Source organism: Arthrobacter sp. V1I9, assembly GCF_030817075.1.
Lineage (GTDB): Bacteria > Actinomycetota > Actinomycetes > Actinomycetales > Micrococcaceae > Arthrobacter.
Genome location: NZ_JAUSYU010000001.1, coordinates 2025055 through 2044935 on the forward strand (window position 1 = coordinate 2025055; position 19881 = coordinate 2044935).

Below are 19881 nucleotides of genomic sequence, written 5' to 3' on the forward strand. Positions count from 1 at the left end.
TGTCACGGTACGGCGAAGCCTAACCCGCCGGCGGCGGAATTCCGGGCGCGTCCGGGCACTAAGCTGGAAATCAATGAAACTCGTTGACCAGCTGCCCCTTCTGCCCGCCCGGGACCTGCCCGTTTCCGCCGTCGATCCCGACGCCCTGTACACCCGGTTCATTGAATGGACGGAAAGCCGGGGGCTGGAGCTGTACCCCGCCCAGGACGAAGCGATCATGGAGCTGGCAACCGGGGCCAACGTCATCCTGGCCACCCCCACCGGGTCGGGGAAGTCCCTGGTTGCCATTGCAGCACACTTCCAGGCCATGGCCCAGGGCCGGCGCAGCTACTACACCGCACCCATCAAGGCGCTGGTGTCCGAAAAATTCTTTGCCCTCTGCGATATTTTCGGCGCGGAGAACGTGGGAATGATCACCGGCGATTCCGGTGTCAACCAGGACGCACCCATCATCTGCTGCACGGCCGAGATCCTGGCCAACACTGCCCTCCGTGAAGGGGCAGCAGCGGAACTGGGTTCTGTGATCATGGACGAGTTCCACTTCTACTCCGACCCGCAGCGCGGCTGGGCGTGGCAAGTGCCCCTGCTGGAGCTCCCCCAGGCCCAGTTCCTCCTGATGTCCGCCACACTGGGTGACGTCAGCAGGTTTGAAGAGGGCCTGACCGGCCTGACCGGACGCCCCACCACCACGGTGAGCTCGGCGGAACGGCCCATTCCGCTGCATTACTACTACCACGAGACCCCTGTGCACGAGACGCTTGAGGAGCTGCTCTCCACCAAGCAGGTGCCGGTTTATGTGGTGCACTTCAGCCAGATCGAAGCGATCGACCGCGCACAGACACTGATGAGCATCAACGTCTGCACCCGCGAGGAGAAGGACAGGATCGCAGAGCTGATCGCCAACTTCCGTTTCGCCGCCGGTTTCGGCAAGACCCTCAACCGCCTGGTCCGCCATGGAATCGGGGTGCACCACGCCGGCATGCTTCCGAAGTATCGCCGCCTGGTGGAGCAGCTGGCACAGGCCGGGCTGCTGAAAGTGATCTGCGGTACGGACACCTTGGGGGTGGGCATCAACGTCCCCATCCGCACCGTGCTTCTGACCGCCCTGAGCAAGTACGACGGCGTCCGCACCCGGCAGCTGAACTCCCGTGAGTTCCACCAGATTGCCGGCCGCGCCGGGCGCGCAGGCTACGATACCGCCGGCACGGTGGTGGTCCAGGCCCCCGAGCACGTCACGGAAAACGTGAAGGCGATGGCCAAGGCCACCGCCAAGTTCGGTGACGACCAGAAGAAGCTGCGCCAGGTGGTGAAGAAAAAGCCGCCGGAGGGTTTTGTGTCGTGGGGCGAGCCCACCTTTAAGCGCCTGGTCGAATCAGTGCCGGAGCCGCTGACCTCCAGCTTCACCGTGACCCATGCGATGCTCATGAACCTGATGGAGAGGCCCGGCGACCCCTTCGCTGCCGCCCGGCGCCTCCTGACGGAAAACCATGAGACCCGGTCCTCGCAGCTACAGCTCATGAAGAAGGCGCTAGGCATCTATCGCGAGCTGCTGGCCGCCGAGGTGGTGGAGCGGATTCCGCCCGAACAGCAGGGACGGGACGGCCGCACTGTCCGCCTCACCGTGCACCTGCAGGCCAACTTCGCGCTCAACCAGCCGCTGTCCCCCTTCGCGCTGGCCGCACTGGAGCTCCTTGATCCGGAGTCGCCGTCGTACGCCCTGGACGTGGTGTCCGTGATCGAGGCAACGCTGGAAAAGCCGCGCCAGATCCTCTCTGCGCAGCAGAAAAAAGCCCGCGGCGAAGCGATAGCGGCAATGAAGGCCGACGGCATCGAGTACGACCAGCGCATGGCGATGCTGGAGGAAGTCACGTACCCGCAGCCCCTTGGTGAAATCCTCGGCGAAGCGTTCGAGGTGTACCGCAAGGCTGCCCCCTGGGTGGGCGATTTCGAACTGGCGCCAAAGTCAGTGGTGCGGGACATGTACGAGCGCGCCATGAACTTCGGCGAATTCGTCCAGTTCTATGGCCTTGCCCGCTCCGAAGGCATCGTCCTGCGGTACCTGGCGGATGCCTTCAAGGCGCTGCGGCAAACGGTGCCGCAGGACATGCTGCGCGAAGACCTGGAGGATCTTATTGCCTGGCTGGGTGAACTGGTGCGGCAGGTCGACTCCAGCCTGCTCGATGAGTGGGAGGAGCTCACGTCTGGCGCCGCACCCACCCCGCACGACGCACCGCCGCCTCCTCCGCCGTCGCTCACGTCAAACATCCGCGCCTTCCGGGTGATGGTGCGCAACGAGATGTTCCGGCGGGTGGAACTGTTCGCGGACGAGGACGCTGCAGCCCTGGGCGAACTCGACGGCGGCGCCGGCTGGGACGCCGACCGCTGGGAAGACATCCTTGACGACTACTTCGACGAGCACAACGACATCGGCACCGGCCCGGACGCCCGCGGCCCTGGTCTGCTCATCATTACCGAGGAACCCGGCGTGTGGAAGGTCCGGCAGGTTTTTGACGACCCCGCCCGGAACCACGATTGGGGCATCTCTGCCGAGGTGGACCTGGAGGCCTCGGATGAAACCGGAACTGCAGTCCTGCGGGTGACGGACGTCAACCGGTTCTGACCGGCAGAAGTGTGCAGGCCATCGGGTGGCGCCGCACTGTAGGGAGCGCCCCGGAGAACGCCTGGGGGACCGCTGACTGCAGGGCGGCGGTCCCGGCGGTAAGCTCGGACAATGAGTGTAATCCGCCCGGCAACCCCGCAAGACGTCCCCGCGATCCTCCGCATGATCCACGAACTGGCGCACTACGAGAAGGAACCGGACGCAGTCCGGAACACCCCGGAGATGCTGGAGGAGGTGCTGTTCAGCAGCAACCCGCGGGTCTTCGCGGCCATGGCCGAGAACGAGCACGGCGAAGTCCGTGGCTTTGCCCTCTGGTTCCTGAACTACTCAACGTGGGAAGGTGTCCACGGGATCTACCTGGAGGACCTCTACGTCAGCCCGGAAGCGCGCGGCGAAGGGCACGGCAAGGCGCTGCTGCAGCACCTTGCCGGGATCGCCGTCGGCAACGGCTACGCCAGGGTGGAGTGGAGCGTGCTGGACTGGAACGAGCCGTCCATCAACTTCTACCGCCGCCTGGGCGCCCGTCCCATGGACGGCTGGTCCACCTTCCGGCTCACCGGCGATGCCCTCGAGCAGTTCGCCGGTGCTGTGCCGGCCGCGGCCAATGGCTGACGTGCAGATAGCCGCCGCGCGCGGGCAGGTGCGGCACGAGGTCCGCGCCCGGCATGAATTCCGCGGCATGCGCACCGTCGAGCACTTCTTCACGGTGCCTTTCGACCACTTTTCCAACGACCCTGAAACCATAACCGTCTTCGCCCGCGAGTACGTCTCGGCCTCCCACAGTGAGGAAGACGCCGCCAGGCTGCCCTGGTTGCTGTTCCTGCAGGGCGGCCCGGGCGGCCGCGGCAACAGGTTCGGTTCGCTGGGCGGCTGGAGCAAGGCCGCTGCCAAGGATTTCCGGATCCTGATGCTGGACCAGCGGGGCACCGGGCTGTCTACCGCCCTTGACCGGAACACCCTGCCTTTGCGCGGCACGGCGAAGGAACAGGCGGCCTATCTGGAGCATTTCAGGGCTGATTCAATCGTCGCAGACGCCGAACTGATCAGGAATGCGCTGGGTTCACCGCCCTGGAGTATATACGGGCAGAGCTACGGTGGCTTTTGCGCGCTCACCTACCTTTCGTTTGCCCCCGAAGGCCTTTGCGAGGCGTTCATCACCGGCGGCCTCCCCCCGCTGACCTGCCCGGCTGACGACGTATACCGTGCCACCTTCCAGCGCGTGGCCGCACGGAACGCCGAATACTTTAGCTGGTATCCCGAGGACCGGTCCGCTGTAGACCGGATCGCGCGCCATCTGCGGAGCACCCCGGAGTTCCTGCCCGACGGCGGTCCCCTCACTGTGGAGCGCTTCCAGATGGCGGGTGCCTTCCTGGGCGGCAACACCCGGGTGGACAGCCTGCACTACCTGCTGGAGGACGCGTTCACGGAGACCGCCGGCGGCAGCAGGCTTTCAGATCCCTTCCTCGAACAGATGCAAGGGATAGTGTCCCGCCGCTCCAACCCGTTGTACGCCCTGATGCACGAGTCCATCTACGGCCAGGGTGAAGCCACGGACTGGTCTGCCTGGCGGGTACTGCGTGAGTATCCGGAGTTCGGGCCGGACGCGGACCCGCTGCTGCTCACCGGCGAAATGGTCTACCCGTGGTACTTCGACCAGGACCCCGCCCTGCGCCCCCTGCGCGAGGTGGCGGAGCGGCTGGCAACAAAATCAGACTGGAAACCGCTCTACGACGTTCACCGGCTGGCCGTCAACACTGTGCCCGTGGCCGCCGCCGTCTACTCGGACGACATCTACGTGGACCGGAACCTATCCTTGGAGACGGCCTCAGCCGTCCGCGGGCTGCAGGTCTGGGAGACCGCGGATTTCCATCACGACGGTATCGCCGACGACGGCGAGGGCATCTTCACCCGCCTGCTCGGCATGGCCCGCTCCGCCCGCAGCTAACCTGCAGCGCCGGCTGGTCTACGGAGGCAGTTGGCCCCTACGGCGCCGCGGTTCCCCGCCGGCGCGCCACCACTGTGACGGCGGCCACCGCGAGGACAGCCACCCCCACCAGGGCTCCCGCCATGTTCAGCCCCAGGTAGCCGGCCTGGCTCAGGACCAGGCCGGAGGTGGCCCCGCCCACCGCGCCGGCGATCCCCATCAGCATGTCTGAGACGCCCTGGACGACCACCCGGGAATCCTGGCCGACGCTCTCGGCCAGGAGGGTGGAGCCGGAGATGGTGGACGCCGACCAGCCCATGCCCAGCAGGACCAGCCCCACAGCGACGGCGGTGGTGGAGTCCTGGCCGAACCCGGCCACTGCGACGGCGGTGATCAGCAGGCCTAAGCCGATCATGATGGTTTCAATCCTGCCCGCCTTGTCCGTCAACCAACCCATCACCGGCGACAGCGCGAACATGCCCGCAATGTGCAAGGAAATGGTAAAACCGATGATCACCAGGACGTCCCCCGACGCCGTGTGCCCGGCATGCGACGCGGCCGGCCCTTCCACAAGGTGCTGCAGGTGAAGCGGCGTCATGGACATAACGCCCACCATCACAGCGTGGGCCCCGACGACGGCGGCCACGGCGAGCAGTGCCATCCGTGAGCTGCGGATGGCCCGCATCCCCCGCGCCAAGGATCCGCCCGCCGGCGTCGCAGGGGCCCGTGCCAAGGGTGTCTGTGGTGAGGGCGCTTGCCGGGCGGAGTGCTCCGGGGCGGGAGGCGCGACGGATGCGAGGCTGCGCGCGAGCAGGAGGGGGTCGGGCCGCAGGCCGGCGAAGAGCAGCACAGTGGCCACGAGGAGACCTGCCCCGGAGATGACGAACGGCCCGGCGACGGGCGGCAGTCCGAGTGCCTCGCCCACCACGGTTCCGGGCTGGATCAGATTGGGGCCGGCCACAGCGCCGACGGTCACAGCCCAGACGACGGCCGAGAGGGCACGGCCACGGTGCTCGGCATCAGCGAGATCGACGGCGGCGAAACGCGCCTGCAGGCTCGCGGCCGTCCCTACCCCGATACCGGCTGCGCCGAGCACGAGCAGGACAAACACGCCCCAGACCACCGACAGCACCATCAACAGAGTGCCCAGCAGGGCGGCCGAAAGCCCCGCGACCTGGCCTATCCGGCGTCCCCGGCGGTCGGCAAGGGCGGCGAGGGGCAAGGCAGCCAGCGCGGCGCCCAACGTCATGACCGTGGCCACCGCACCCGCCCAGGCACTTGATCCGGAGAGCTCCACGGCAAGGATGGATCCGATGGAAACAGTTGCCCCGGTTCCGATTCCGCCGAACACCTGGGCCGCACTCAGCAGCACCACGGTGCGCCGTTGCACCTGGCGCACTCCGCTTTCCGTCATCAAAGTGCCGGCCATGATCAGAGCATAGTCCTCGCCGTCCGGCTCTTAAAGAGCCACTTTAAACCCGGCAATCCCGGCCGCAGGGCGGCCGGGATTGCCCGTGTGCAAAAACGGAAGGAACTAGTCGACGTCGCTGTGGCTCTTCCGGACGTCTTCCTCGAGGCGCGGGTCCAGGTGTGCTTCCTTTGCCTTGGAGCTGAGGAGGCTGGCAACCACCGCGATGATGATGGTGCCCACGATGACCGCCAGGGACACAAACGTGGGGATCTCGGGAGCCCACTCGATGTGCTGGCCGCCATTGATGAACGGCAGTTCGTTGACGTGCATGGCGTGCAGCACCAGCTTGACGCCGATGAACGCCAGGATGAAGGACAGCGCGTGCTTCAGGTAGATCAGGCGGTTCATGAGGCCACCCAGCAGGAAGTACAGCTGGCGCAGGCCCATCAGCGCGAACAGGTTCGCCGTGAAGACAATGAAGGGGCTCTGGGTCAGGCCGAAGATCGCAGGGATGGAGTCGACGGCGAAGAGCAGATCCGTGAGGCCGATGGTGATGAACACGATCAGCATGGGGGTGAAGACCTTCTTGCCGTCCACCGTGGTGCGCAGCTTGCCGCCGTCGAACTTCTCCGACATGGGGATGACCTTGCGGATCTGGGCGATCAGCGGGTTCTCGCGGTCTTCTTCGTCCTCGCCTTCATCCTGAACCTGCTTCCAGGCGGTCCAGAGCAGGAAAGCGCCGAAGATGTAGAACACCCAGCTGAACTGTTCGATCACAATGGCGCCGAGAAGGATGAAGATGCCGCGCAGGATCAGGGCGATGATGATGCCCACCATCAGCACTTCCTGCTGGTACTTCCGGGGTACGGAGAACCTGGCCATGATGATGATGAAGACAAACAGGTTGTCGATGCTGAGGCTATATTCCGTTACCCAGCCGGCGACGAACTGTCCGCCGTATTCAGGGCCGGTGAAGGCGAACATGGCGCCGGCGAACACCAGGGCGAGGCTGACGTAGAACGCCACCCAGAGGCCTGCCTCCTTCATGGAGGGTTCGTGCGGGCGGCGAACCACCAGGAGAAGGTCGATCAGGAGGATCAGGCCGAGGACGACTAACGAGCCGACCTCGAACCACACGGGTAATTCGAGCACAGGGCAGCCTTTCGCAGGTACAGAGATGCAGTGTAAGTCTCTCCGGCCTGCCTGTGCACTTGGTGCTGATGTGGCGGCCCGCTACGCCCGGCGGGGCAACTATGCCCTGCGTGTTGACGATCGTAGCGCTTGGGATACTCCCCTACGTGGCATTAACTGTACCGCAGGCCGCTGCCCTGACCATTCAGCGTTGACGATTGTGTCAGGCGTGCCCGGCTGCCTGCATCTGGCGCAGTTCCTTCTTCAGTTCGCTGACCTCATCCCTGATCCGCGCTGCCACCTCAAACTGCAGCTCGGCTGCGGCCCCGTGCATCTGCTCCGTGAGCTGTTCGATCAGGCCCACCAGGTCCTCGGCGGGTGCGGCTGCGAGGCCGTCGGAGCGGATCTGGGCAGCACCCTTCGCCGCGGACTTGCGCTTGCCGCCCTTGGCCAGGCGGTTGTTGCTGAGCAGTTCCTGGGTGTCAGCGTCTTCCTTGGCCAGCTGGTCTGTGATGTCGGCGATCTTCTTCCGCAGCGGCTGCGGATCGATGCCCCTCTCCGTGTTGTAGGCGACCTGGATGGCGCGCCGGCGGTTGGTCTCGTCGATGGCGTGCGCCATGGAGTCCGTGATGCGGTCCGCGTACATGTGCACCTGGCCGGAGACGTTGCGGGCGGCGCGGCCTATGGTCTGGATGAGCGAAGTAGAGGACCGCAGGAAGCCTTCCTTGTCCGCGTCCAGGATGCTCACCAGGGAGACCTCCGGCAGGTCCAGGCCTTCGCGGAGCAGGTTGATGCCGACCAGGACGTCGAATGTGCCCATCCGGAGCTCGCGGAGCAGCTCCACGCGGCGCAGGGTGTCCACATCTGAGTGCAGGTACTCCACCTTCACGCCATGGCCCAGCAAGTAGTCAGTGAGGTCCTCCGCCATCCGCTTGGTGAGCGTGGTGACCAGGACCCGCTCATTCTTGTCGGTGCGCGTTTTGATTTCACCCAGCAGGTCATCGATCTGGCCCTTGGTGGGCTTGACCACCACCTCGGGGTCGATCAGTCCGGTGGGCCGGATGATCTGCTGGACCGTACCGTCCGCTTTGCCCAGCTCGTACTTGCCGGGAGTCGCGGAAAGGTAGACCGTCTGGCCCACCCGCTGGAGGAATTCATCCCACTTGAGCGGACGGTTGTCCATGGCGGACGGCAGGCGGAAGCCGAAGTCCACGAGGTTCCGTTTGCGGGACATGTCGCCTTCATACATGGCACCGATCTGGGGGATGGTCACGTGGGACTCATCCACCACCAGCAGGAAGTCGTCCGGGAAGTAGTCAAGGAGGCAGTGCGGAGCGGTACCGGGGGCACGGCCGTCAATGTGCGATGAGTAGTTCTCGATGCCGTTGCAGAAGCCCATCTGCTGCATCATCTCGAGATCGTACGTGGTGCGCATCCGCAGCCGCTGAGCCTCGACGAGCTTGTTCTGGCTTTCCAGGACCTTCAGCCGGTCGGCGAGTTCGTCTTCAATCCGCTTGATGGCCTTGGCCATCCGCTCAGGCCCTGCCACATAGTGCGAAGCGGGGAAGACGTACATCTCCTCTTCATCCCGGATCACTTCGCCGGTCAGCGGGTGCAACGTGTGGATGTTCTCGATCTCATCTCCAAAAAACTCGATCCGGATGGCCAGTTCCTCGTACATGGGGATGATTTCCACGGTGTCGCCGCGGACCCGGAAGGTGCCGCGGTGGAAGTCCATGTCGTTGCGGGCGTACTGCATGGCGACAAATTTCCGGAGCAGATGGTCACGGTTCATTTCCGCCCCCTTGCGGAGGGTCACCATGCCGGCGATGTATTCCTCCGGGGTACCCAGGCCATAAATGCAGGACACGGTAGCCACCACAATGACGTCGCGGCGGGTCAGCAGGGCGTTGGTGGCGGAGTGGCGGAGCCTCTCCACTTCCTCGTTGATGGAGGAGTCCTTCTCGATGAACGTGTCCGTCTGCGCCACGTAGGCTTCGGGCTGGTAGTAGTCGTAGTACGAGACGAAGTACTCCACCGCGTTGTTGGGCAGCAGTTCACGGAATTCGTTAGCCAGCTGCGCTGCGAGGGTCTTGTTCTGGACCATCACCAGGGTTGGGCGCTGGACCTGTTCGATCAGCCACGCCGTGGTGGCGCTCTTGCCCGTACCGGTGGCGCCGAGCAGCACCACGTCCTTCTCGCCGTTCTTGATACGCTCCGTCAGTTCGGCAATGGCGGCAGGCTGGTCGCCGGCCGGTTTAAACTCGCTGATGACCTCGAAGGGCGCTACAACACGGTTGACTTCCTGCGCAAGGCTCATGGTTCTAATTTACAGTGGGCCACCGACACTGAGGGGGCAAGTCCGTTACGGGCGAACACCGGACCCTGCAGCGCGGGAAGAGTACTGACGAGGCAGGTCAGGACACGCGCGACGGCGGCTGCCAGCCGGACTGCTTGGCCCACCGTTCAAGGGGTTCTTCGATGGACGTGAACCAGTCTTCCTTGGCCGCCGCGTAGTCCTCCGTTGATGTGTCCCCGGCGTGGGCGGCAGCGAGTCTGCGCTTTAGTGCCAGGTACTCCGCCGCCGCTGTCGGTTCCGCCCGCAGCCAGTCGCGGAAGCAAAGGGCGAAGCGCCAGCCGGGCGAGCCGGCAGCCCTGATGTGCAAATTAACCGGCCGGCCCGGATCGGCGTTTGCGTGCATGCGTTTCCGCCAGTCATCCGGGTTCGGGTGGCCGCGCTTGGGGTTGTCGGTGGTGATCCCCGGAATCACGGGGAATCCGGCCGCGGCCAGCGCTGGTGCAAGGGCGTCGGCAACGTCCAGGTTCGGGACGGTGAGCTGCAGGTCGATGACGTCCTTGGCGTCCAGGCCGGGAATTGATGTGGAGCCGATGTGGTCACCTGCCACCATGTCCTGCTGCCCGGCAGGAGTTAGTTTGAGAATCCTGTTCATCAGCCGCCGGGCTTCGCTCGCCCATTCGACCCGCGCCGGCACCAGGACCGGTCCCCCGGCCCTCGCTGCCCTTTCTCCTGCCGACAGGTTCCGGGCAAAGGGCGCCAGGCGGTCATCCCACAGCCGATCCACTTCTGCCACCAGCTGCTCCAGCGTGCCCGAGTTGTTGAGGACGGCGTCAGCCACGGCGAGGCGTTCTTCCCGTGTTGCCTGGGCCGCCATCCGGGAGCGGGCTGCCTCGGCGGTCATCCCACGGTGCTCCAGCATCCGCTGCAGCCTCATCTCATCCGGGGCGTCCACCACCAGGACCAGGTGGAAGTCCGCGCCTTGGCCTGTTTCCACCAGCAGCGGGATGTCCTGGACCACCACCGCGTCCTCCGGGGCTTCCGCCACAATGGCGGCCGCCCGGGAACGGACCAGCGGGTGGACAATACCGTTCAGCGCGGCGAGGCGGGCGGAGTCGCCGAATACCAGGGCCCCGAGTTTAGGCCTGTCCAACCAGCCGTCAGCGCCCAGGACGTCCTCGCCGAATTCCGCCACAATCCGGTGCAGGCCTTCGGCGCCGGGTTCCACCACCTCCCGCGCCAGCGCATCGGCGTCCACCAGCACTGCCCCGCGTTCCCTCAGGCGCGCGGCGACTGCTGATTTGCCTGAGGCGATTCCACCCGTCAATCCAATCTTCAGCACTCCACCACCCTAACCTCACCAAGCCCAGGCGGCGGGGCCTAGACTGGGCCGGGTGCAAGAGCAAGCGAGCCGGGCCACCAGCTACACCACCCTGGCGTCCGGTCCTGACTTCCGCCACGAAATCGAGATCAAGCGCTCAAGGTTCATTACGGTGCTGCGCCGGGCTGACACGGAGGACGCCGCGCGGGACCTGGTGGCAGGACTCCGCCGCGAGTTCCACGACGCCCGGCACCACTGTTCCGCCTTCATCCTCGGCCCCGACCGGGATATCCAGCGTTCGAGTGATGACGGCGAGCCCTCGGGAACGGCCGGCGTCCCCATGCTCGAAGCCCTCACCAAGAGGGAAACGATGCCCGGGGCGGCCGACCTCAGTGACGTAAGTGCCGTCGTCGTCCGCTACTTCGGCGGAATCCTGCTGGGGGCGGGGGGACTGGTGCGCGCGTACTCGGAGTCCGTGTCCTCGGCACTGTCCCTGGTGCCGTTGGTGCGGCGCAGCCGGTTGCGGATCTGCTCCGCGGCAGTGCCCCATGCTGCTGCCGGCAGGCTCGAAAACGATCTCCGGACAGCGGGTTTCGTGATGGCGGAAACAAGCTACGGTGCACAGCACACGGTGCTGCGCGTTGCAGTACCGGACGACGCCCGGACGATCGCAGATGCGGCGGACCGTCTCCAGTTGTTGACCTCGGGCAGTGCTTCCCTCAGCCCGGAAGGGACGGAGTGGGTGGATGTCCCTCTTCCCTGACGTGTCCCTGGTGGACGTGGATGAAGCAGTGCTGGAGCAGCTCCTCGCGCTGGCCAAGCGCGACGCCTCCCCCGACGAGGTGGCTCCCCCGCTGGGCGGCCCGGGCTGGAACCCGGAGCGTACGGCGTGGTTTTTCAGCTATCACCGCGCCGCTGCCCAGGGCCTTACCGGCGATGCCGGCGAGAAAACGTGGGGCATTCTCGCCGACGGCCACCTGGCCGGGTCCATTCGTCTCCGCCGCCTTGCGCCCGGCAGTGCCGACTCCGGCAGTGCTGAATCCGGTGACGCTGTCTTCGGCAACGGCACAACTGTTGCAGAAACAGGCATCTGGCTCGGCAGGAGCTTTCGGTCCCGCGGCATCGGAAGCGCAGCGTTCCGCCTGGTCCTGCGCGAGGCCCGCAGCGCCGGGGTCGCGCGGGCCACCGCCCGCACCTTGACCGGAAACCTCGGAGCCCAGCGTCTCCTTGCCTCCGCCGGCGCCGTACTCAGGTCCGACGGCGACGGGACGGTCAGCGCCGTCGTCGTACTTTAGGCTTGGCTGACCCTAGAGCTCAGCGGACCAGCAGCGTGTTAACGCAACAGGCCCCCTGCCTTGTGGGCAGGGGGCCTGTTGCGTTGGCCCGGAAGTTCCGGACCGGAGGCAATTAGTTGCCGGTCAGCTTCTCGCGCAGTGCTGCAAGAGCCTCATCGGAAGCGAGCGTGCCGCCACCGGTGTTGGACTCGGCTGCAGCCGGCTCGGAGGAGTAGCTGGTGGTGCCGGAGTCGCTCTCGCCGGACGTTGCAGCTGCAGCGTCGTCGGCAGCGTGCTGGGCAACCTGCTTCTTGTGGGCTTCCCAGCGGGTCTGGGCGTCAGCGTACTGCTGCTCCCAGGCGGCGCGCTGGTTCTCGTAGCCTTCAAGCCACTCGTTGGACTCGGGATCGAAGCCCTCGGGGTACTTGTAGTTGCCCTCTTCGTCGTATTCTGCGGCCATGCCGTACAGAGCCGGATCGAATTCGGTGCTGTCGGCGTCGACGCCCTCGTTGGCCTGCTTGAGGGACAGCGAGATGCGGCGGCGCTCGAGGTCGATGTCGATGACCTTGACGAACAGCTCGTCGCCAACGGAGACAACCTGCTCTGCCAGCTCCACGTGGCGCACGGCCAGTTCGGAGATGTGGACCAGGCCTTCGATGCCGTCTTCGACGCGGACGAACGCACCGAACGGAACGAGCTTGGTGACCTTACCCGGAACAACCTGGCCGAGGGCGTGGGTGCGGGCGAAGGTCTGCCACGGATCTTCCTGCGTAGCCTTGAGCGACAGGGAGACGCGCTCGCGGTCCAGGTCGACCTCGAGAACCTCGACGGTGACTTCCTGGCCAACTTCGACAACCTCGGACGGGTGGTCGATGTGCTTCCAGGACAGCTCGGAAACGTGAACCAGGCCGTCTACGCCGCCCAGGTCCACGAAGGCACCGAAGTTGACGATGGAGGAAACGACGCCGGGACGGACCTGGCCCTTTTCCAGCTTGTTGAGGAACGTGGAGCGGACCTCGGACTGGGTCTGCTCGAGCCATGCACGGCGGGACAGGACCACGTTGTTGCGGTTCTTGTCCAGCTCGATGATCTTGGCCTCGATCTGCTGACCGATGTACGGAGCCAGGTCGCGCACACGGCGCATCTCGACGAGGGATGCGGGCAGGAAGCCGCGCAGGCCGATGTCGAGGATAAGACCACCCTTGACAACCTCGATGACGGTACCGGTGACAACACCGTCTTCTTCCTTGACCTTCTCGATGTCGCCCCAGGCACGCTCGTACTGAGCGCGCTTCTTGGAGAGGATCAGGCGGCCTTCTTTGTCTTCCTTGGTGAGCACCAGGGCTTCGACCTGATCGCCAACGGAGACAACGTCTCCGGGATCAACGTCGTGCTTGATGGACAGCTCGCGGGAGGGGATGACACCTTCGGTCTTGTAACCGATGTCGAGCAGGACTTCATCGCGGTCGACCTTGACGACGGTACCTTCGACGAGATCTCCGTCGTTGAAGTACTTGATGGTCGCGTCGACTGCTGCGAGGAAGTCCTCAGCGGTACCGATGTCGTTAATGGCGACTACGGGGGTACCGGGCTTCTCGGTGGAGGTGATGGTCATGTAGTAGGGGCTCCGTTGTGGATAGTTAGTCGGTCAGGCAAACCGGCGCGCCCGCGTTATGGAACGCAGGCGCGATTTGCGGTGAATCCGACGGATCCTCCGGGTCATCCTGATTTTGTGGATTTCAGAAAGCGTGCACGTGGTACACGCCCGTTTATTCTAGTCGCTGCGCGCAACACGGGTCAAAGCGGCCCGCCTCGCGTGGGGTGCGTGCCCTCAGAAGTGCGTGAGGCAGTGGGTTGCCCGCTCGACGGCGAACATCTGCCTGGCCTTCAGGGCTGAGCCGGCCGTATTCTCCCGGATCCGGCCTGCTGCCGTTAGGGTGACGGGACATACGGCGCCCAGGTAAATCGAGGACAGTGCCGAGACGTCCAGCACAAGGTCCGCTTCGGCGGTCTCCGGAAGGCGTTCGACGGCGGCGTTCCCGCTTTCGACCTGCAGCCCGAAAGTTCCTGCCGTGAGGCCCAGGGAGTCATGGACTTCGATGACCAGCCGGCCGTCCACCGGGTACTGCCTGGTCCCCAGTGCCGTGGCGGCGTCGAGGATGCGGAGCCACAGCATGTCCCGACTGTCCGAAGAATCGATGCAGCGGGGGTCTGCAAGGGCCCAGGTCAACGGGTCATCCAGCGGCGCTTCGTCCCACGAAACGCGCTCCACCAGGTCGATGGCGCCGAGGAACTGCCAGAGCTCCAGGTAGGCGTGGGTCCCGGCGGCCACCAGGTCCACCACTTCCACCGTGTAGGGTTCCGTCTCCCAGCCGAGGAACTTGTAGGAGACATAGCCGTCCACGGCTCCTTCCGCGGAGTAATGGAGCGCCACTTTGATGGAGGGATCCTCCTTGCCGTCACGGCCGAGTGCTCCCGATGCCAGCTGCCGGTACCAGTCCTGCCGGCCGAGGGACCCGGGGGTGAACTCGTGGACACGTTCAAAGACCTCCGGTGCGAGCTGCAGCAGGGCCTTGGGGTCGGCGATTTCCACGCTGCCCGTGGGCCGGTGCGCCAGGCTGAACCGCGCAGTGGTATCAACCTTGATGGAACGTTCGAAGCTGGCGACTCCGTAGCCGAAGCGCCCGTAGATGGTTCCTTCCGAGGCGGTGAGGGCCGCCATCGCGATGCCGTCCTCCTTCGCGAGGCGCAGGTCTTCGCTCATCATCCGGCGGAGCAGCCCGCGGCGGCGGTGCGAGGTCCGGACGGTTACCGCTGTGACCATTTGGGTTTCCAGCATGCGGCCGAAACCGATGTTGAGGTTCTTGCGGAAAGTGGCGAACGTGGCTACCGGCACCTCAGCAGGCAGCGATCCCGGCGCTACTGGGCCCGTTTGGTAGACGCCAGTGAGGACCCGGCCGTCCGTCTCGTAGGTGGCGAGTGACTTTGCCACGTGTTCGGGCGTGCGGGTGGACTCGTGGAACCCGAAGGACACCGCGCGGGACCAGGTCTCCGCCTCCGCATAACCGTCATTGTCTTTGGACACCGCGCTGAAGCGCCGGATTTCATAGTTCCCGCTCAGGTCAGCCATCCGTCCGAGCCTAGCCAATGAATCCGGCCCCTGGCCAGCAGCGACACTGTTCCGGGCCGGCAAAGGCGAAACCGTTGGCCGGCATGTATTCGCTGTGCAGGCGGTGCAGCACGGGACCTTCGTTGTCATAGCTGCCGACGTGCAGGATCTGCACGGACAGGCCTTCGTCGAGGGTCTCCAGGCGGGGCAGGTCCAGCCCCGGGACCTTCTTGGCCGCCGCCTTTGCGGTGCCGTCCTGCACGTCCGCCGGTCCGATCCAGTCCGGCTGGGCGATCATCATGGTCCACTTCCAGCTGTCCTTGTCGCCCCAGGTGAAGGCGGCCGGATCGTCTGCTGTCCACAAACCCTCAAGTGCCCGACGGCGTAGTCCCGGGTGCGGGGCGCGTACAGTTCCTTCAACTGCTTCCGGACGTCATACTTGTCCATCGCGCCCCGCCCCTTTCTTTGATGCCCCGTTGCCTCCTGGTGCCGCCGGTTCTATAGCCGGGTTTCTAGTGCCCGGCGTCGTACCAGCTGGGACCCACACCGATCTGGACCTCCAGCGGAACGGTGAGGTCCGCCGCGGCTGCCATCTGTTCGGTCACGAGCTTCTCCACAGCTTCCCGCTCCCCGGCGGCAACTTCGAGGACCAGTTCGTCGTGAACCTGCAGGAGCATCCGCGACTTCAGGCCTTGCGACTTGAGCTCTGCATGGACACCGAGCATGGCGCGTTTGATGATGTCCGCGGCCGAGCCCTGGATGGGGCTGTTGAGGGCGATGCGCTCCGCGTTTTCCCGGAGCTGCCTGTCGGTGCTGGTCAGGTCGGGGAGGTAGCGACGGCGTCCCTCGATGGTGGCCGTGTAGCCGTCCACACGGGCCTGGTCCACGACGCCGCGGAGGTAGTCGCGGACTGCCCCGAACCGGTCGAAGTAATCCTTCATCAGGGTGCGGGCCTCGTCCACGGAGATTTCCAGCTGCTTGGACAGGCCAAAGGAGGTCAGGCCGTAGGCCAGCCCGTAGGACATGGCCTTCACCTTGGAGCGCATGGCGCTGGTGACTTCCTCGGTGGGCACGTGGAAGATGTTGGAGCCCACGAACCGGTGCAGGTCCTCGCCGTCCTTGTAGGCCTGGATGAGGCCGGCATCACCGGACAGGTGCGCCATGATCCGCATTTCGATCTGGGAGTAGTCCGCGGACAGCAGGCATTCGTAGCCGTCGCTAACCACAAAGATCCCGCGGACGCGGCGGCCTTCCTCACTGCGGATGGGGATGTTCTGGAGGTTGGGGTTGTTGGACGAGATCCGGCCCGTAGCCGCGACGTTCTGGGCGTAGGTGGTGTGGATCCGGCCGTCCTCGGCAACGGACTTCTTCAGCGACTCCAGCATCTGGCGCAGCTTGGAGGCTTCCCGGTGCGCCATGAGCTGGACCAGGAACTCGTGGCCGGTTTTCTCCAGGAGGTTCTTCAGGGACGCGGCGTCAGTGGTGTAGCCGGACTTGATCTTTTTGGTCTTGGGCAACTGGAGCTCTTCAAACAGCACGGTCTGCAGCTGCTTGGGGGAACCAAGGTTGACCTCATGGCCGATCGCCGCGAAGGCCTGCTCCTGAGCGCTGTCAATAACCCTGGCGAGGTCTGCGAGCTGTTCGTCCATCCGGGCCATGTCGATCCCGATGCCGGCGAGTTCCATGTCGGCCAGGACCCGGCTGACCGGAAGTTCCAGGGTGGACAGCAGCTCCTCGGCACGGCGCTCCTTCAGCTCCGCTTCGAAGAAACGGCTCAGTTCAAGGACAACGGCGGCTGCCTGAACCAGTGCGCCCGCGGCTGCTTGGTCGTCGCCGTCGAAGGAAAGCTCGAGTTGGCCGGCTTTCGCAGTGGCGGCGGGAATCCCGACGTTAAGGTGGTGCTGGGCAAGTTCGGCAAGTTCGTAGGTGCGTCGGTCCGGCTGGATGAGATAACCGGAGATCGAGGTATCGTCCACTACGCCGCCAAGCTCCAGGCCGCGGGAAGCCAGGGCTTTCAGTGCGGCCTTGAATCCGTGCATGACCTTCGGCGCTTCCGCGTTCCGCAGCCATGATGCCAGGACATTTCCCGCCTCGGCATCCTGAGTAGAGAGGTCGATATAAACGGCAGCACCGTCGCGGACGACGGCCAGCCCGGCAGCATCCTCGCCGATCCGTCCCGGCACCAGGTCAACAGCCACAGCGTGGCGCTGGCCCGCCCCTGCATCCAGGAATTCGGCGAGCTCTGCCGCGCCGGAGGGCGTGATGAAGTCAGGGGTTTCAATGCTCGCACGCTCAGGGGCGGGAGCGTCATCGTCGCCGTAGAGGGCGAAAAGCCGGCCGCGGATGGCCTTGAATTCGAGCTGGTCGAACAGGTCCTCAAGTGCAGCCTGGTCCGGGCGGGGCTCGTACAGCTCATCAAGCGTGACGGGAAGTTCCAGGTCCGCGTGAAGCTGGTTCAGCCGGCGGTTGCGCTTGACGGCGTCGACGTTCTCCCGCAGCGCGTCACCCACCTTGCCGCCAATGGAGTCCACGTGTTCGAGGACTCCCTCAAGACCGCCATACAGGTTAATCCATTTGGCTGCCGTTTTGGGACCCACGCCGGGCACTCCCGGGAGGTTATCGGCCGTCTCCCCCACCAGCGCGGCGAGATCTGAATACCGTGAAGGGCTAACGAAATACTTGGCTTCGATTGCGGCGGCATCCATGCGGGGGATATCGCTGACGCCCTTCTTCGGGTAGAGCACAAAAACGTTGTCCGTGATCAGCTGGAAAGCATCCCGGTCCCCCGAAACCAGGAGGACCTCGAAGCCTGCCTTCTCCCCCATGGCGGCAAGGGTGGCAAGAATGTCATCAGCCTCGTAGCCGGGCATCTTGATGGTCTTGATGCCCCAGGCTTCCATCACCTGGCCGATGAGGTCGATCTGGTTGTTCATCTCGCGCGGGGTTTCGTTCCGGCCCCCCTTGTATTCGCTGTACTCGGCCTTGCGGTGCGTGGACGAGTCAGAGACGTCAAAAGCCACGGCAATGTGGGTGGGCTGCTGTTCCTTGATGAGGTTGATCAGCATGGAGGTGAAGCCGTGGATGGCGTTGGTGTGCTGCCCGTTAGCTGTGGAGAACTTGTCTGCAGGGAGAGCGAAGAAGGCGCGGAAAGCCATCGAATGCCCGTCCAGCACCAGCAGCCGAGGCTGGCCCGTCATGGGAACCACGGGGGCGGCAGTCGCCGAAACCGAGCCGCCGGCCTGAGCCGGAACCGTGCCCTGAACAGCAGCGTCCTCAAGGGCAGTTGAGCCCTGCGGGGCGGTGTCCTCCTGCAGGACATTGGACGGGAAAGGGGCCGGTTTGGTTGTTTCACTCACAGGTGCCAGCCTAGTTGCCATGATGGACAATTTCACGCCCGGACCCTTTGCCGATGAGCTCACCGCCGCCGGTGTGCCGGACCACCTGCATGCCTGGCTGGGCCAATTCGGGATCGGCGCCCTGGTGGTGAAGATGGGCATCCGGTTCCTGGAGATGAGCCCGGAACGGACGGTGGCCACTATGCCGGTTGAGGGAAACACCCAGGTGGCCGGAATCCTTCACGGCGGCGCTCACGTGGTGCTGGCCGAAACACTTGGATCATTCGCGGCGGGCATGCACGCCGGGCCAGGCCGCCACGCCGTAGGCATTGAGGTGAACGCCACACATCACCGGTCCATCGCGTCGGGCACGGTGACCGGGACGTGCTCCGCCATTCACCTCGGCCGGACGCTGGCCACCCACGAGATTGTGATGACGGACGAGCAGGGGCGACGGTTGTCCACCGCACGCATCACCAACATGATCCGGGATAACGCCGCACCGCCGCAGCGCTAGAAACCGTCCGCCTGGCACGTCGGCCGGAATGTCGGACCCCCTTGTCATGATGGGTTTATGGGAAAAGCGGCGGTAGCGAAGGCGTTTGAGGATATCAATGCCGCTCTTGCCGTGCTAAATGCCGAGGCGAAGGGATGCGGTTCGGAGCCATTCTCGGCTGCTGATCCCTTGGCCGGCCTGGCCGATGGCTGCCTGGACATCCTTACCGGGGCCTCAGGGGTCCAGGCCCGGATATCGGCGTTAGTGGTCAACGCTACAGGGACATACGCCGAGACCGCGCGGGCGGCCGCCCCGCCCGACGCACCCGTGCAGGGACAGGAAATGGCTATCGCCGCGGAAGTCGGCAGCCTCCTGGCCCTCAGCAGCCGCGCCGCCGGTGCCCTGCTGGCCCAGTCCCACGCCCTGACCACCTCCCTGCCCCGGACCCTGGCAGCCCTCGAAGCCGGGACGATCTCGTGGCGGCACGCCCAGGCCATGATCGACGAAACCGCCACCCTCGACCCCGCCGGCGCCGCGGCCCTGGAAGCACACTTCCTGGACCCGGAAACCCCGAAACCCGCCACGGCCGCCCCGATCGGGGACATCCCGGCCTATAGGTTTAAAACCAAAGCCCGGACCTGGCGGGAACGCCACCACACCGAATCCATCGAAAAACGCCACGCCAAAGGTGTAGCCGACCGGCAGGTGAAATACCGGCCCGACCAGGACGGCATGGCCTGGCTCTCCGCCTACCTGCCCGCCGACCAGGCCGTAGCGGGCTGGAACCGGCTCACCGCCATCGCCAGGGGTATGCAGAGCCCAAGCGAACACCGCACCCTAACCCAACTGCGGACCGACCAGTTCGCCGACGCCCTGCTCAACAGCGGGACCAGGATCAGCACCGGAACCACTGCCAGCAGCGGCGACGGCGCAGGCACAAATGCTGGCCCGGACACCGGCGCCG

At 65.2% G+C, this 19881-nt stretch carries 14 protein-coding genes and 1 pseudogene; 7 read left to right on the plus strand and 8 right to left on the minus strand.

What is annotated here, in order from left to right:
• Positions 1–73: 73 nt before the first annotated feature.
• The 3 genes from QFZ70_RS09615 (at position 74) to QFZ70_RS09625 (ending at position 4565) form a co-directional block, all read left to right on the plus strand.
• Positions 74–2620: an RNA helicase gene (locus QFZ70_RS09615; RefSeq protein WP_307095184.1), complete on the plus strand. Its 2547-nt coding sequence runs from the start codon at positions 74–76 to the stop codon at positions 2618–2620.
• A 111-nt stretch (positions 2621–2731) separates the two neighbouring features.
• Positions 2732–3232, plus strand: coding sequence for a GNAT family N-acetyltransferase (locus QFZ70_RS09620; protein ID WP_307095185.1), 501 nt, complete (start codon positions 2732–2734; stop codon positions 3230–3232).
• Positions 3225–4565: an alpha/beta fold hydrolase gene (locus QFZ70_RS09625; RefSeq protein ID WP_307095186.1), complete on the plus strand. Its 1341-nt coding sequence runs from the start codon at positions 3225–3227 to the stop codon at positions 4563–4565. Before QFZ70_RS09620 ends, QFZ70_RS09625 begins: the two co-directional genes overlap by 8 nt.
• A gap of 37 nt (positions 4566–4602) precedes the next feature.
• Here the strand turns inward: QFZ70_RS09625 and QFZ70_RS09630 are convergent, their stop codons facing one another.
• The 4 genes from QFZ70_RS09630 to coaE all read right to left on the minus strand — a co-directional run bounded on the left by QFZ70_RS09630 (position 4603) and on the right by coaE (position 10724).
• Positions 4603–5973 carry an MFS transporter gene (locus tag QFZ70_RS09630; protein WP_307095189.1) on the minus strand — a complete coding sequence of 457 codons (1371 nt, stop codon included), beginning with the start codon at positions 5971–5973 and terminating at the stop codon, positions 4603–4605.
• 105 nt (positions 5974–6078) lie between these two features.
• A complete protein-coding gene (locus QFZ70_RS09635) occupies positions 6079–7107 on the minus strand; it encodes a TerC family protein (protein ID WP_307095191.1) in 1029 nt (342 codons plus the stop codon).
• A gap of 202 nt (positions 7108–7309) precedes the next feature.
• Complete coding sequence (gene uvrB, locus QFZ70_RS09640) at positions 7310–9406, minus strand: excinuclease ABC subunit UvrB (RefSeq protein ID WP_307095193.1); 2097 nt, start codon at positions 9404–9406, stop codon at positions 7310–7312.
• Positions 9407–9503: 97 nt separating this feature from the next.
• Positions 9504–10724: a dephospho-CoA kinase gene (coaE, locus tag QFZ70_RS09645; protein WP_307095194.1), complete on the minus strand. Its 1221-nt coding sequence runs from the start codon at positions 10722–10724 to the stop codon at positions 9504–9506.
• 52 nt (positions 10725–10776) lie between these two features.
• Here coaE and QFZ70_RS09650 point away from each other — a divergent pair, with 52 nt between their 5' ends.
• A complete protein-coding gene (locus QFZ70_RS09650) occupies positions 10777–11466 on the plus strand; it encodes a YigZ family protein (RefSeq protein WP_307095195.1) in 690 nt (229 codons plus the stop codon).
• Positions 11450–11998, plus strand: coding sequence for a GNAT family N-acetyltransferase (locus QFZ70_RS09655; protein ID WP_307095197.1), 549 nt, complete (start codon positions 11450–11452; stop codon positions 11996–11998). The genes QFZ70_RS09650 and QFZ70_RS09655 overlap by 17 nt, the downstream gene beginning before the upstream one ends.
• A gap of 112 nt (positions 11999–12110) precedes the next feature.
• On the opposite strand, the gene rpsA is transcribed toward QFZ70_RS09655, so the two are convergent.
• The 4 genes from rpsA to polA form a co-directional block, all read right to left on the minus strand.
• Positions 12111–13592, minus strand: a complete 1482-nt coding sequence (gene rpsA, locus QFZ70_RS09660) for a 30S ribosomal protein S1 (RefSeq protein ID WP_104045544.1) — start codon at positions 13590–13592, stop codon at positions 12111–12113.
• Between the two features lie 216 nt (positions 13593–13808).
• Positions 13809–15107 carry a GNAT family N-acetyltransferase gene (locus tag QFZ70_RS09665; protein WP_307095199.1) on the minus strand — a complete coding sequence of 433 codons (1299 nt, stop codon included), beginning with the start codon at positions 15105–15107 and terminating at the stop codon, positions 13809–13811.
• Positions 15108–15117: 10 nt separating this feature from the next.
• Positions 15118–15450 (minus strand): GyrI-like domain-containing protein, encoded by a 333-nt coding sequence (locus QFZ70_RS09670; protein WP_307095200.1) that lies wholly within the window; start codon positions 15448–15450, stop codon positions 15118–15120.
• A 148-nt stretch (positions 15451–15598) separates the two neighbouring features.
• On the minus strand, positions 15599–18241 hold the full coding sequence (gene polA, locus QFZ70_RS09675; RefSeq protein WP_373461676.1) for a DNA polymerase I: 2643 nt from the start codon (positions 18239–18241) through the stop codon (positions 15599–15601).
• A 220-nt stretch (positions 18242–18461) separates the two neighbouring features.
• Here polA and QFZ70_RS09680 point away from each other — a divergent pair, with 220 nt between their 5' ends.
• Positions 18462–18938 carry a hotdog fold thioesterase gene (locus QFZ70_RS09680; RefSeq protein ID WP_307095202.1) on the plus strand — a complete coding sequence of 159 codons (477 nt, stop codon included), beginning with the start codon at positions 18462–18464 and terminating at the stop codon, positions 18936–18938.
• Positions 18939–19259: 321 nt separating this feature from the next.
• Positions 19260–19733, plus strand: a pseudogene (locus QFZ70_RS18990) (DUF222 domain-containing protein); the annotation flags it as partial.
• Between the last annotated feature and the right edge of the window lie 148 nt (positions 19734–19881).

What these genes read in the sequence shown, in the direction of transcription:
- QFZ70_RS09615 (WP_307095184.1), top strand. Translation starts at nt 74, where the DNA reads ATGAAACTCGTTGACCAGCTGCCCCTTCTGCCCGCCCGGGACCTGCCC.
- QFZ70_RS09620 (WP_307095185.1), top strand. Translation starts at nt 2,732, where the DNA reads ATGAGTGTAATCCGCCCGGCAACCCCGCAAGACGTCCCCGCGATCCTC.
- QFZ70_RS09625 (WP_307095186.1), top strand. Translation starts at nt 3,225, where the DNA reads ATGGCTGACGTGCAGATAGCCGCCGCGCGCGGGCAGGTGCGGCACGAG.
- QFZ70_RS09630 (WP_307095189.1), bottom strand. Translation starts at nt 5,973, where the DNA reads ATGGCCGGCACTTTGATGACGGAAAGCGGAGTGCGCCAGGTGCAACGG.
- uvrB (WP_307095193.1), bottom strand. Translation starts at nt 9,406, where the DNA reads ATGAGCCTTGCGCAGGAAGTCAACCGTGTTGTAGCGCCCTTCGAGGTC.
- QFZ70_RS09655 (WP_307095197.1), top strand. Translation starts at nt 11,450, where the DNA reads ATGTCCCTCTTCCCTGACGTGTCCCTGGTGGACGTGGATGAAGCAGTG.
- rpsA (WP_104045544.1), bottom strand. Translation starts at nt 13,592, where the DNA reads ATGACCATCACCTCCACCGAGAAGCCCGGTACCCCCGTAGTCGCCATT.
- QFZ70_RS09665 (WP_307095199.1), bottom strand. Translation starts at nt 15,107, where the DNA reads ATGGCTGACCTGAGCGGGAACTATGAAATCCGGCGCTTCAGCGCGGTG.
- polA (WP_373461676.1), bottom strand. Translation starts at nt 18,241, where the DNA reads ATGGCTTTCCGCGCCTTCTTCGCTCTCCCTGCAGACAAGTTCTCCACA.
- QFZ70_RS09680 (WP_307095202.1), top strand. Translation starts at nt 18,462, where the DNA reads ATGATGGACAATTTCACGCCCGGACCCTTTGCCGATGAGCTCACCGCC.